General features: G+C 42.2%; 13 protein-coding genes and 1 tRNA gene. 11 read left to right on the top strand and 3 right to left on the bottom strand.

Features of this window, described 5'->3' with window-relative positions; translation table 11 throughout:
- Window positions 1–166: 166 nt before the first annotated feature.
- A complete protein-coding gene (locus VK179_03485; protein HLO57776.1) occupies window positions 167–2023 on the top strand; it encodes a GDSL-type esterase/lipase family protein in 1857 nt (618 codons plus the stop codon).
- Window positions 2024–2032: 9 nt separating this feature from the next.
- Entirely contained in the window at window positions 2033–3472 is a 1440-nt protein-coding gene (locus tag VK179_03490) for an alpha-L-fucosidase (GenBank protein ID HLO57777.1), read from the top strand.
- A 96-nt stretch (window positions 3473–3568) separates the two neighbouring features.
- Here the strand turns inward: VK179_03490 and VK179_03495 are convergent, their stop codons facing one another.
- Both VK179_03495 and VK179_03500 read right to left on the bottom strand, forming a co-directional pair.
- Window positions 3569–4519 carry a phosphoribosylaminoimidazolesuccinocarboxamide synthase gene (locus VK179_03495; protein HLO57778.1) on the bottom strand — a complete coding sequence of 317 codons (951 nt, stop codon included), beginning with the start codon at window positions 4517–4519 and terminating at the stop codon, window positions 3569–3571.
- 107 nt (window positions 4520–4626) lie between these two features.
- Window positions 4627–5571, bottom strand: coding sequence for a PhoH family protein (locus tag VK179_03500; GenBank protein ID HLO57779.1), 945 nt, complete (start codon window positions 5569–5571; stop codon window positions 4627–4629).
- 99 nt (window positions 5572–5670) lie between these two features.
- On the opposite strand from VK179_03500, the gene VK179_03505 reads away from it, so the two are divergent.
- From VK179_03505 to VK179_03520, 4 genes are all read left to right on the top strand, one after another.
- Complete coding sequence (locus VK179_03505; GenBank protein HLO57780.1) at window positions 5671–6438, top strand: SAM-dependent chlorinase/fluorinase; 768 nt, start codon at window positions 5671–5673, stop codon at window positions 6436–6438.
- A 7-nt stretch (window positions 6439–6445) separates the two neighbouring features.
- Window positions 6446–7234, top strand: a complete 789-nt coding sequence (gene mazG, locus VK179_03510; GenBank protein ID HLO57781.1) for a nucleoside triphosphate pyrophosphohydrolase — start codon at window positions 6446–6448, stop codon at window positions 7232–7234.
- Between the two features lie 151 nt (window positions 7235–7385).
- On the top strand, window positions 7386–7730 hold the full coding sequence (locus tag VK179_03515) for an Hpt domain-containing protein (GenBank protein HLO57782.1): 345 nt from the start codon (window positions 7386–7388) through the stop codon (window positions 7728–7730).
- Between the two features lie 5 nt (window positions 7731–7735).
- On the top strand, window positions 7736–8515 hold the full coding sequence (locus VK179_03520; protein HLO57783.1) for an amidohydrolase: 780 nt from the start codon (window positions 7736–7738) through the stop codon (window positions 8513–8515).
- On the opposite strand, the gene VK179_03525 is transcribed toward VK179_03520, so the two are convergent.
- Window positions 8512–9045, bottom strand: coding sequence for a peptidylprolyl isomerase (locus VK179_03525; protein ID HLO57784.1), 534 nt, complete (start codon window positions 9043–9045; stop codon window positions 8512–8514). The two genes, VK179_03520 and VK179_03525, sit on opposite strands and share 4 nt — an antisense overlap.
- 211 nt (window positions 9046–9256) lie before the next feature.
- Between VK179_03525 and VK179_03530 the strand changes: the two genes are divergently transcribed.
- The 5 genes from VK179_03530 to VK179_03550 form a co-directional block, all read left to right on the top strand.
- Window positions 9257–9910 carry a porin family protein gene (locus VK179_03530; protein HLO57785.1) on the top strand — a complete coding sequence of 218 codons (654 nt, stop codon included), beginning with the start codon at window positions 9257–9259 and terminating at the stop codon, window positions 9908–9910.
- 23 nt (window positions 9911–9933) lie between these two features.
- Complete coding sequence (locus VK179_03535; protein ID HLO57786.1) at window positions 9934–10581, top strand: SOS response-associated peptidase; 648 nt, start codon at window positions 9934–9936, stop codon at window positions 10579–10581.
- Between the two features lie 20 nt (window positions 10582–10601).
- Window positions 10602–11300, top strand: coding sequence for a hypothetical protein (locus VK179_03540; protein HLO57787.1), 699 nt, complete (start codon window positions 10602–10604; stop codon window positions 11298–11300).
- 487 nt (window positions 11301–11787) lie between these two features.
- Window positions 11788–11862 (top strand) — tRNA-Asp (locus tag VK179_03545).
- 178 nt (window positions 11863–12040) lie between these two features.
- A partial coding sequence (locus tag VK179_03550) for a DNA gyrase modulator (protein HLO57788.1) occupies window positions 12041–12691 on the top strand: 651 nt, incomplete at its 3' end.

The raw sequence follows: 12691 nt of genomic DNA on the forward strand, positions 1-12691 counted from the left end.
GTTAAGATAATAAAATCCCGGATCCGACCTCCGGGATTTTATTTTTGGGCTATTCATGAACATGTGTCGTCGTTTAACCCGAAATATTCGACAAATACCCGAATAAGCCGTTGTTTATTTCCCTAAATTGCTGCTTAATACATTAACCCTTAACATCACATTTTATATGAGATCAATTCAATATAAACTGGTATACATTCTGGCACTGGCCGGAATTATGCTTTCGGGCCTGAATGCACAGCAGAACCGTCCTGCAGCTCCGTCAAGGCCATCATTCAGAATGGGCCCCGTTATTATTTCGCCTGAAATTTTACCTGATAACAAAGTTACCTTCAGGTTGCTTGCCCCAAAAGCCAATGAAGTAACAGTGACCGGTGAATGGATGCAGGGTTTTAATGCCGGTGTACCGATGGTAAAAAATGATACCGGTTTATGGACTCTTACAGTAGGTCCTCTTAATCCTGAGCTTTATGCTTATAATTTTGTCGTAGACGGTGTAACTGCAGCTGATCCCAATAATGTCCAATTGCGGCGTGACGGATCGCGCTACCAGAATTTTTTCATTATTCCCGGAAAAGAATCGGATCTTTATTTTCAGAAAGAAAATGTAAGGCATGGAAATGTAGAAAAAGTATGGTATAAATCGGATGTATTAGGTATTAGCCGAAGGCTCTATGTATACACTCCGGCGGGATACAGCCAGAGTATGCAAAAATACCCTGTATTCTATCTGCTTCACGGGGCAGGCGGTGATGAAGATGCTTGGACGAACATGGGCCGTGCAGCACAGATCATGGATAACCTGATTGCACAAGGCAAAGCACAACCTATGATTGTTGTAATGACTAATGGAAACGCCAACCAGGCAGGAGCACAGAATGAAGTTCCCCAGAACAATGCACAAAGGCAGTTTTCAATGGCCGACTACCAGAAATATGCCGGAAAATTTGAAGAAAGCCTTGTGAAGGATGTGATTCCCTTTATTCAGGATAATTATAGAACGTATACCGACAAAAATCACCGTGCCATTGCCGGTCTTTCAATGGGCGGAATGCATACACAGACAATCACCCTGAATAACCCGGGCATGTTTGATTATATAGGAGTATTCAGTATGGGTCTTATGAATTTTGGAAATGCACAGGACCCGGAACAGTTAGCGAAAGAAAGAGATGAAAAAATCGAAGCGCTTAAGAAAAGCGATCCGAAAGTATACTGGATAGGATGCGGCAAGGAAGACTTTCTGTTCAACAGTGTTATTGACCTGAGAAACACTCTTGATAAACATAATTTTAAATATACTTACAGGGAGAGTACCGGAGGCCATACATGGGCCAACTGGAGGATTTATCTTTCGGAATTTGCACCCCTGTTGTTTAAATCAGATTATGAGTATAAGATAAAATCTGATTGGGCTAATTTCAGTCAGTTTGCTGAAGAAAACCAGAAACTCGGACCACCGGCAAAAGGTGAAAAGCGGGTTGTATTTATGGGCAATTCGATTACAATAGGATGGATTGGTGCATGTCCGGAATTCTTTGCAGGAAAATCCTATATTGACCGTGGAATCAGCGGACAGACAACACCGCAGATGCTTATCCGGTTCAGGCCCGATGTGATTAACCTGAAACCCGCTGCAGTTGTCATTCTTGCAGGTATCAATGATATCGCCGGCAACACTGGTCCGAGCACTCTCGAAATGATAGAAGATAACCTGGCAGGCATGACCGAAATGGCAAAAGCCAATGGCATAAAGGTGATTCTTTGCTCTGTGTTGCCCGCGTATGATTTTCCGTGGCGGCCGGGTATGGAACCCGCCGATAAGGTAGTTCAGCTCAACAATTGGATCAAATCATATGCCGCTGCCAACAACTGCATTTATGTCGACTATTACTCTAAAATGGTTGATGAGCGTAAAGGTCTTAAAGCAGAATACACCTATGACGGTGTTCACCCCAATAAGGCCGGTTACCAGGTAATGCAGCCTATTGTAGAAGAAGCTATCAAAAAAGCTCTTAAATAGTTTCAGCATATGAATAAATCCGCGATCTTGTTTGTATTGCTGGTCATCAGTGTTGGCGGATTAAAGGCGCAGGCTCCTCTCCCGCTCTACCCGGTGCCTTCCGCAGAACAACTGGCATGGCATGAAATGGAAATGAATGCTTTCATTCATTTCACTATCAATACCTTTACTGACCTCGAATGGGGAATGGGAAGCGAACCGGAAAGCTTATTCAATCCGGTTCAGGCCAATCCGGATCAATGGGTCCGGGCCCTTAGAGAGGCTGGTTTTAAAGGTGTGATCCTTACCTGCAAGCACCATGACGGGTTCTGCCTTTGGCCAAGCAAATATACCGAACATGACATCGCGAACAGTCCCTTTAAAAACGGCAAAGGAGATCTTGTTAAAGAAGTGTCCGATGCATGTAAAAAATATGGTTTGAAATTCGGCGTTTATCTATCCCCGTGGGACAGAAACCAGGTTACCTATGGAAAACCCGAATATATAACCTATTACAGAAACCAATTGACTGAGTTATTCACGCAATACGGGCCTGTATTTGAGATGTGGTTTGACGGGGCCAACGGGGGCACCGGTTATTATGGGGGCGCAAATGAACGCCGCACTATTGATGGTAAAACATATTATGACTGGCCTAACACCCTGCAAATGATCCGGAAAATGGAACCGGGGGTGATTTTCTTCAGTGATGCAGGACCGGGAGTGCGTTGGGTAGGCAATGAAAGCGGAATCGCCGGCGAGACCAACTGGTGCACTATAACTTCCGATACATTATATGCCGGTAAACCGGGTATTGAGAAATTACTTAATGAAGGTTCACCTCATGGCAAACAATGGATCCCTGCAGAGACCGACGTATCTATCCGGCCGGGCTGGTTCTGGCACGAAAAGGAGAACGACAAAGTTAAAAGCGCTGAGGAACTGTTTAATATTTACCTCACTTCGGTCGGGCGCGGTTCAACACTGCTGTTGAATGTACCGCCTGACCGGCGGGGACTGATTCATGAAATCGATGTGGAATCACTTCGGAATTTCAGGTTATTGCTTGACAGTGTTTTCAGGAATAATCTGGCTTTGAATGTCCCTGTTAAAGCCAGTTCATACAGGAACAACACCGATGAGTTTTCACCCGGTAAGATTGCTGACGGAAATAAAGACTCGTACTGGACAACAAACGATAATGTAACTAAAGGGTCAATCGAAATGGATCTGGATGGCAATAAGAAAATCAGTTATATTGTGCTTCAGGAATATATAAAACTTGGACAGCGAGTCAGTGAATTTTCTCTTGAAGCGTTTAACGGGTCAGAATGGATGCCTTTATACACAGGAACCACCATCGGGTATAAACGAATTATAAAGATTGACCCTGTTCCTGCATCCAAAATCAGGGTAAATATTCTTAAATCAAAGGCTTGCCCGGTTATTTCGAATGTGGAAGTATACTGAGAAATTTACGATTTACGATTTACGATTTACGATTTACGATTTGAGGCTACATGCATGCTTTCCAATCGTAAATCGTATATCTTCCAATCGTAAATACTAATTGAGTTTCTTCAGTGCCTCATTAATATTCTTTTCAATCCTTGCGTCTACATTGCTTATATCGGATCGCTGGAATTTTTCTCCGATAATGTTTTCATATAATTCAATGTAGCGTTCACTAACCTGGTTTACAAAATCTTCTGTCATTTCAGGCACTGTCTGTCCCTCTTTTCCCTGGAAGTTGTTTTCTATAAGCCACTGGCGAACGAATTCCTTTGACAGCTGTTTCTGTGCTTCGCCTTTCTTTAATCTTTCCTCATAACCATCGGCATAAAAATAACGGGATGAATCAGGAGTGTTGATTTCATCGATAAGGTATATTTTTCCATCTTTTTTACCGAATTCGTATTTAGTATCCACCAGGATTAATCCTTTGGAAAGAGCAATTTCGCTCCCTCTCTGAAATAATTTGCGGGTATAATCCTCCAGCAATTCGTAGTCACTTTTGTTGACAAGTCCCGATCTTATAATCTCTTCACGGGATATATCAAGATCATGACCTTCATCTGCCTTTGTTGTAGGCGTGATTATGGGTTGGGGAAACTTCTGGTTTTCAGCCATACCTTCGGGCATAGGTACGCCGCTCAGGCTTCTTTTGCCTGATTTGTATTCGCGCCATGCATGACCTGTAAGATATCCCCTGATAACCATTTCAACTTTGAAGGGAGTGGCAAAATGACCGATTGTAACCATGGGATCAGGACTGTCGATTTTCCAGTTCGGCACAATGTCGGCTGTAGCATCAAGGAAACGGGAGGCAATCTGGTTCAGAACCTGGCCTTTGTAGGGTATACCTTTAGGCAATACCACATCAAATGCCGAAATCCTGTCGGTTACAACCATAACCAGGTATTTACCCTGGATGTTATACACATCTCTTACTTTTCCAACATAGATCCCTTTTTGTCCGGGGAAACTGAAATTCGTCCTGGTAAGTGCTTTGCTCATGGTCTCTTTTTTATTGTTTAAGTTCCTTAATACAAATTTATTAAATTACTCTATTTGTTTCAAACAACAATATGAAACAAACTGAAACACTATGAAACAATATGAAACTACTTCAGGTTCTCATACGCGTTCACAATGTGGCGAACGAGGCGGTGGCGGATGATGTCACCTTTGTCAAATTCGATGATGGATATTCCTTTTATGTCTTTTAACAGACCAAGCGCTTTAAGCAGTCCCGAATGCTGCCTTTCAGGAAGGTCGATTTGTGTTATATCACCGGTTACAATGAATTTGGCATTTTTCCCCATACGGGTAAGAAACATTTTAAGCTGATTCACGGTTGTGTTCTGACCTTCGTCGAGTATTACAAAAGCATCCCCCAGTGTCCGGCCTCTCATATAAGCAAGAGGCGCAATTTCGATGATACCTTCCTCCATGTACCCTTCAAGTTTTTTAGGCGGAATCATATCATGCAGGGCATCATACAATGGCAACAAATACGGATCAAGCTTCTGTTTCAGATCACCGGGAAGAAAACCGAGTTTTTCACCGGCTTCGACTGCAGGCCTTGTCAATACAATACGTTTCACCTCCCTGTTACGAAGTGCTCTCACAGCCAGGGCAATTGCCGTATAGGTTTTACCCGATCCGGCGGGACCAATAGCAAAAATCAGGTCGTTCGAAGGATATTCTTCAACAAGCCGTTTTTGATTCGCTGAGCGAGCCTTAATAACCCGGCCATCATTTCCGAATATTAAAACATCCTGGTCATTTTCATTGAAATGGCGGAGTGAATCATCTTCCTGCATGATGATTTTTTCTACTTCATCTTCTGAAAGGCGGTTCCTCTGCTGAACATAATCCAGTAACTTGTCCACGTCGGTTTCAAACCGGCTGATCTCATCGGGATCGCCAAGCACTTTCAGTTCATAATCGCGGCCTATTACTTTTAGTTTGGGAAAGAATGATTTCAGCTTATCCAGGTTGCGGTTACCCGTGCCATAAAACGTTTGTGGATCAACCCCTTCCAAATATACAACCTTTTCGATCATTTAATTTGTTTAATATTTATACATTTGAAACATACAAAATAGTAGTATTTTTATCACAAAACCCAATTCAAATAACAAAAAAACAAGCAATCCGGATAAATGTCAATCATTACCATAACAAGTGACTGGAATTCCGATGATTTTTATACAGCGGCATTGAAAGGCAGAATTTTAAGTCTTTATGCGGATGCCCGTATTATTGACATTTCAAACCAGGTTCCGGCTTTTAACGTTGCTATCGCTGCGTTTCAACTAAAACACAGCTACAGGCATTTTCCCGCAGGAACAGTTCATATTATTGCTGTTAACAGTGAAAATATCGAACGCCCTGCTGTGGCTGTCAAAGCCAATGATCATTTTTTCGTAGGAAATGACAATGGCATCTTCGGGCTACTGCTTGAAGATGAACCTGAGGAAGTGGTTTCACTTGAGGTTTCAGGCATCAGTTCATTTCCCGAATTGGCAGTTTTTGCTGACGCCGCCTCTAAAATTGCTTCGTCTGGATCGTTGAAGAACGCGGGTAAACCTTACAAAGCGCTTTATAAACAGGTGCCCATGCTGCCTGCCATTGAAGAATCGGTTATTAATGGAAGTGTTATTTATATTGATTCCTATAAAAATGCAATAACCAATATCAGTCTTGAATTGTTTGAACGGATCGGGAAAGGCAGACAGTTTGAAATTTATGTGCAGAGCAATCATTACAAAATCAACCGGATCAATAAAAAATACGGCGAATCAACACTCGGAGAAATGCTGGCTTTATTCAATTCGATTGACCTGCTCGAAATTGCAATTAACAGGGGGAACGCGGCTGATCTGTTAAACCTCAGTCTGAATTCACCGGTGCGAATTAAATTTAAATAACAAGTTGATGCACGATAGAAAAGAACAATTAAAGTCGTTTGAGCGGTTGCTTGATATTATGGATGAATTGCGGGTAAAATGCCCGTGGGACAGGGAACAGACTTTTGAAAGCATCAGGAATAACACAATTGAGGAAACGTATGAGCTTGCCGACGCCATATTAAAGAACGATATGACTCATATCAAGAAAGAGCTGGGCGACCTTTTGCTTCATATTGTTTTCTACTCAAAAATGGGCTCTGAAACCGGTTCTTTTGATATAAAGGACGTAGCGGATGCCATTTCTGACAAGCTGATTTTCCGTCATCCTCATGTTTTCGGTGATACCGATGTCAAAAATAATCCGGAGATTGTCAAGAAGAACTGGGAGGAGTTAAAAATGCGCGAAGGGAATCATTCGGTACTTGGAGGGGTTCCTGATTCGTTACCTGCTCTCATTAAGGCAAACCGTATACAGGAGAAAGCCCGTGGAGTCGGATTCGACTGGGACCGTCCCGAACAGGTATGGGATAAGGTTGAAGAAGAGATGGAAGAACTGAAGACCGAGATCCAACGGATGGATAAAGAAAAAATGACACAGGAATTCGGTGATTTGCTGTTTTCGGTTGTCAACGCGGCACGACTTTATCATATAGATCCGGAAACCGCTCTTGAACTTACAAACCGGAAGTTCATCCACCGGTTTAACTACCTTGAATCCAAAACGCTGAAACAGGGCCGTAAACTTAAAGATATGACGCTGGACGAGATGAATGCGATTTGGGAGGAAGCGAAGAAAGCAGGGAGTAAGGAGTAGGGAGTAAGGAGAGATGCTGGATGCTGGATGCCTGCGGTCCCATAAGTCCTATAGGTCCCATAGGTCCCAAAATGAATATTGAACAAGGAACACCAATTTAAGATTTAACAAGATCTATCAGACTAACAGACTAACAGACTAACAGACTAACATGCTATACGACCTCGGAACGCTCAGAAAAATGTCAGACAACGATGAATTTTTCATCATTGATATGTTACAGACATTTAAACGAACCACACCTCCTGTCCTTGAAAGGATGCAGCAATATATGGCAGAAAATAAGACGGAAGCCGTGGGGCGCGAAGCCCATAAAATGATCCCGGGTGTTTCTTTCCTGGGAGCTGTTCAACTTAAAGAAGTGCTTGTAAAAATTGAGGAATCGGCAAAGGCCGGTACAAATCAAGAAAACATGCCTGCCTGGGTTGATGAAGCCATTTCACAAAGTAATGAGTTGATCCGTTGTTTTGAGAATGATTTTCCCGGTAAAGTGTAATGAATATGCCTGATCTTAAAATAATAGTTGTTCAACCCGATATTCTTTGGAAGAATATCCCGGGTAACCAAAAAAAAATCAGTGAAATGCTTGACACAGCTGACACTGATGCCGATCTTATTGTACTTCCTGAAATGTTCCAGACCGGGTTTTGCACACAACCGGCCGATGTTGCTGAACCTATGGACGGAAGTACCGTACGCTGGATGAAAAGAACTGCAGAAGCACGCAATTGTGCTATCGCCGGAAGCCTTGTAATTAAAGAAGGCCGCAGGTTTTACAATCGCCTTGTATATATTGACCAGTATGAGAATATGTCGTGGTACGATAAAAGGCATTTGTTCACCATTGAAGGCGAGGAGTCTAAATATACACCCGGTTTGCGGCATTTGGTTGTACCGTTAAAAGGATGGCATATAAGCTTTTTAATATGTTATGACCTCAGATTCCCGGTCTGGGCCAGAAACGCGGAAAATTACGATGTACTTGTTTACTCAGCGAGCTGGCCTGAAAGTCGTGATGATGTCTGGTCCACTTTGTTAAGAGCCCGTGCCATGGAAAACCAGTCGTATGTGATTGGCGTCAACCGGACAGGTACTGACGGCAATAAATTAAACTATGTGGGCAATTCAATTGTAGTTGATCCGAAAGGGAGGGTTATGGCCGGAATGAAGGATTCCCATGAAGGGTTACTATCCGTAACCCTTTCAAAGGAACCATTGGATAAATTTCGTAAGGAGTTTCCGGCGTGGAAGGACGCCGATGACTTTGAATTAAAGATCTAGTTGCAGCCGCTGCCACAGGAGTCACAACCGTCACCGCAGCTGCATCCGCCGTGAACATGACCATGTGACATTTCTTCTTCTGATGCCTGCCTTATTTCGGTAATTTCACCCTTAAAATTCAAATTATTTCCTGCAAGGGGATGGTTAAAATCCATTGTAACAGAATCAATATCGACATTCTTAACAACGCCGGTAAGTCTGTGGCCTTCGCTATCCTGCATAGGAATTTTACTTCCTATTTTAACAAGATTATAATCAACCTTCCCGTCAATTTCAAATGCCTGGAGAGGAACCTGGATCACAGAATTATCGTCATAATTGCCATAGGCATCCTCACTTGAAAGATTAAAATCGAATGTATCGCCAACTTTCAGGCCGGAAAGATTATCTTCAAACCGTGGAAGCAAGGATCCGCTTCCATAAATAAAAGTGAGAGGCGAATTGCGATCTACAGCTTCTACAACGTCAGCGTTTCCGTTAACACGCAATTCATAAGTAAGAGAAACCACTTTATTCTGAGATACTATCATATGATTATATTAAATTTGATTTTCATTATTACCGGGCAAAGAAAATAAAATTAAGTCAGAATAACACAGCTTTAATATTTAAGTTTATTCTAAATAATTAACCCTATAACATTTATTTAGTTTAGATTGTTTACGAACAACTAATAAAGCAGGAAATATTCGCCCCCAAAAATCGTTATAATTCTACTTAAAACATTTAAAACCAGTCGTCATGAAAACTAAAAGTGCACTGATTGTTACTTTAATTTTTATATTAGCTGCAAGTGCTTCAGCTCAGATAAAACTTGGGATCAGGGGCGGGCTAAACGCTTCAAGACTGAAAAGCAGCACCGAGTTCCTGACCCCGGATCCAACGCCCTTAAATAATTATAAAATTACAGTACCCAATTACATGATGATCGGTTATCATGTAGGATTGATCGGTCAGATCCAGCTTTTTAATTTTTTTATTCAGCCTGAAGCATTGTATACCGTAACCCGTAATGATATTAATGTATATGATCTTAATTCGGCTACACCTGATAATGCGGATAATATCACTCAACGTCTTAACCGGATTGACGTTCCTATCCTCGTTGGATTTAAACTGAAAGATTTTAAAATGGAGATCGGGCCTGTGGTTACTTTCCTGGTAAGTGATGATTCTGACCTGCAGCAAATCACGCAGTATGATCTTAAGCTAAACAAAGCTTCAGCGGGTTTTCAGGCAGGCATTGGATTAGACTTCCGGCATTTATGCCTTGACCTGAAATACGAGGGAAGTTTGAGCAAATTATCCGATGGCATCAATATCGGTAATAATGAAAGGATAGGCTTCGATTCAAGGATCAGCCAGGTAATATTGAGCGCAGGTATTTATTTTTAATCCATAGTGATTAACTTCGCCAAATGTGTTATACAGTAAAAATAGACTTAACCCGCGAGGAACTGGAAAGAAGATTCGGCGCCAGGATGAAGAATCCGGATGAATACAGGCGCGGGCAGAAAATTCATGCATTTTCATTGCCCGCGTTGCCTGTCATCTGCAATGACAATCCTGAAGAAATAAGGCTTTATACATGGGGACTTATACCCGGATGGGTGAAAGACAGTGGAAAGGCGCGTGATATCCGGATGAAGACATTCAATGCCCGTTGTGAAAGTCTTGCTGAAAAGGCATCGTTCAGGCAGGCTTATAAGCAGAAACGCTGTCTTGTGCTTGTTAACGGGTTTTATGAATGGCAGACTCAGGATAGAGCAAAGATTCCCTACTATATAGGCGTTAATAATGAAGAAGGCATTGCCCTGGCGGGTTTGTATGATCAGTGGCTGGATACCTCCACAGGCGAAATCATAAATACTTTTACGATAGTGACCACTAAAGCGAATCCCATGCTTGAAGTGATCCACAATCTCAAAAAAAGAATGCCTGTTATTCTTACCGAAGAAAATCGGGCCCGGTGGCTTGATACTAAAACGGATCCTTCTATTTGCGGTCTGTTTGAACCTTATCCTGAAAGCCTTATGTTTGCTGAATTATTAGAAAAATCAAAATAGTTAATTCACATTTTCATACCATGAAACATTGTTTTATTGCACTCATCTCCTTTTTGGTAATTGCAGGCTGTTCAAAGGACAAACCCGAATTTTTCAGAGAAATCACCTATGGATTTAATGACGGCATGGAAGGCTGGACAGTTATGTTTTCGGATTATCCGGCAGGACAGGATAGTTTTTATGAACTGAAATCAGGTCTTGTAAGACTTCCACTTCCGCTCGACACCACGTTGAATGCCGTTATGCTATCCGGAAACAATCACAGTGATGATCTTTTCACTTACATGTATAAACCGGTTACAGGACTGGCACCCAATACTACTTACCAGGTTACATATATTGTAAACATCGCATCGAACATAGCAACCGGATCGGAAGGCGCCGGTGGTTCTCCTGACCTTGCGTTTGGTGTGGGTGGTACTGATTCCATTCCCATGAACATAACCGATGGAGATGGCTATTTCAGGCCGAACTTTGAAGTCAGGCTTCAGAGCGGACAGTCGAACGACATTATGCAGGTAGCCGGGCATCTGGGTGTAACTGATACAACAACTGTATACACAGCAATTCAAAGACATAACCTGAACAAGCCCATGTCGATTAAGACAAACAGAGATGGAACTATGTTCCTGCTGGTTGGCTATGATTCAGGTTTTGAAGGAAAAACGACGATTTACATCAAGCTGATTGATGTGAAAATCGAGTATAAGGGGAAGTAACGTCATTGCGAGTAAGAACACCTTATTAAGGATCACCCAATGATATGACAACCATGGGCTTTCACGAATTGCTACGAAGTAGCGAGATCTGAATAACCGCGGGTGAAACCCGTGGATTATGATGCCAGCAGACAAGAACCCTGAAAGGGTTCAATTTCAATTATGCATTATTCAACTCTTTCAGAGTTGTGTTCGTGATCGTAGCACCGTACCACGGGTTTCACCCGCGGTTATTCAAATTGAACCCTTTCAGGGTTATTCATTAGCATACAACAAATTACGAAAAGTCGTCATTAGTAGGAGCGTGATTCAACTTTGATTATACCAGAATGCCTTGTCGACGAAGCAATCTGCCGTCGCAGTTTCATAATAGCAAAATATTGAGAATTAGTACGCTCCTCGCAATGACGGTCTTTTTGTATCATTTTTTTCTAAAAATTTGCTAGGATTAAAAATTAACATTACTTTTGTGGCGCTTCAAAAAGCCGGTGCTGTAGTTCAGCTTGGTTAGAATGCCGGCCTGTCACGCCGGAGGTCGCGGGTTCGAGCCCCGTCGGCACCGCAAAAAAGAGGTTGCCTTATTAGAGGCAGCCTCTTTTATTTTAGAAAATATTTCATCTGACCTCCGATTTGCATAAATAATTTTCCGATTAATACAATTTATCTTCCCCCTACAGAAACACGGATACGTTATTTTCATTACTTTTAAGGGTTAACATTCATCTCATAAATTCTATTTTATGCAATTAAAACGCCGTGATTTTATCAAGATCGGCGGTATCACTGCAGCAGGTGCAATGGTCATCCCCTCCTTTCTTCAATCATGCAAAGGTGTTAAGCTTTCGGATAATATTGAAAGCTATCTGAAGCATTTTGAGGTTGACCAGAAGCTTTTAAATAAGGTGATATCAGCCGCAATGGAAAAGGGTGCCGACTATGCCGACCTCTTTTTTGAACATACTCTCAGGAATACCTGTGCTCTTGAGGACAACAAAGTGAACAGCGCCTATTCGAATGTCGCTTCCGGGGTGGGCATACGGGTTCTGAAAGGTGATCAGACCGGGTATGCTTATTCGGAAACCATTAGCGAAGAGGCTATGCTTAAAGCAGCACGAACTGCTGCAAATATTGCTAACGCCTCGGCAAAAGAAGCCCCGGTTGACATCAAAGAACTTACAGTTCCGAATTATTACCCGGTAACTAATTCCTGGGAACAAACATCGATAAAAGACAAGATTCCTTTCCTGCAACGATTGAATGACGGCATTTTTGCCGGTGACAAACGCGTTACAAAAGTGAATGTATACCAGAACGACAGCAGTTCTTATATTCTTTTCTATAATTCAGAAGGTCTTCTTGCTTATGACTACCGTCCGATGGTTGCCCTGAGC

This window comes from Bacteroidales bacterium (genome assembly GCA_035299085.1).
GTDB lineage: Bacteria > Bacteroidota > Bacteroidia > Bacteroidales > UBA10428 > UBA5072.

Bases quoted from the DNA above. Each gene is read 5' to 3' on its own strand.
- VK179_03485 (HLO57776.1), top strand. From the start codon at position 167: ATGAGATCAATTCAATATAAACTGGTATACATTCTGGCACTGGCCGGA.
- VK179_03490 (HLO57777.1), top strand. From the start codon at position 2,033: ATGAATAAATCCGCGATCTTGTTTGTATTGCTGGTCATCAGTGTTGGC.
- VK179_03495 (HLO57778.1), bottom strand. From the start codon at position 4,519: ATGAGCAAAGCACTTACCAGGACGAATTTCAGTTTCCCCGGACAAAAA.
- VK179_03500 (HLO57779.1), bottom strand. From the start codon at position 5,571: ATGATCGAAAAGGTTGTATATTTGGAAGGGGTTGATCCACAAACGTTT.
- VK179_03505 (HLO57780.1), top strand. From the start codon at position 5,671: ATGTCAATCATTACCATAACAAGTGACTGGAATTCCGATGATTTTTAT.
- mazG (HLO57781.1), top strand. From the start codon at position 6,446: ATGCACGATAGAAAAGAACAATTAAAGTCGTTTGAGCGGTTGCTTGAT.
- VK179_03515 (HLO57782.1), top strand. From the start codon at position 7,386: ATGCTATACGACCTCGGAACGCTCAGAAAAATGTCAGACAACGATGAA.
- VK179_03520 (HLO57783.1), top strand. From the start codon at position 7,736: ATGCCTGATCTTAAAATAATAGTTGTTCAACCCGATATTCTTTGGAAG.
- VK179_03525 (HLO57784.1), bottom strand. From the start codon at position 9,045: ATGATAGTATCTCAGAATAAAGTGGTTTCTCTTACTTATGAATTGCGT.
- VK179_03530 (HLO57785.1), top strand. From the start codon at position 9,257: ATGAAAACTAAAAGTGCACTGATTGTTACTTTAATTTTTATATTAGCT.
- VK179_03535 (HLO57786.1), top strand. From the start codon at position 9,934: ATGTGTTATACAGTAAAAATAGACTTAACCCGCGAGGAACTGGAAAGA.
- VK179_03540 (HLO57787.1), top strand. From the start codon at position 10,602: ATGAAACATTGTTTTATTGCACTCATCTCCTTTTTGGTAATTGCAGGC.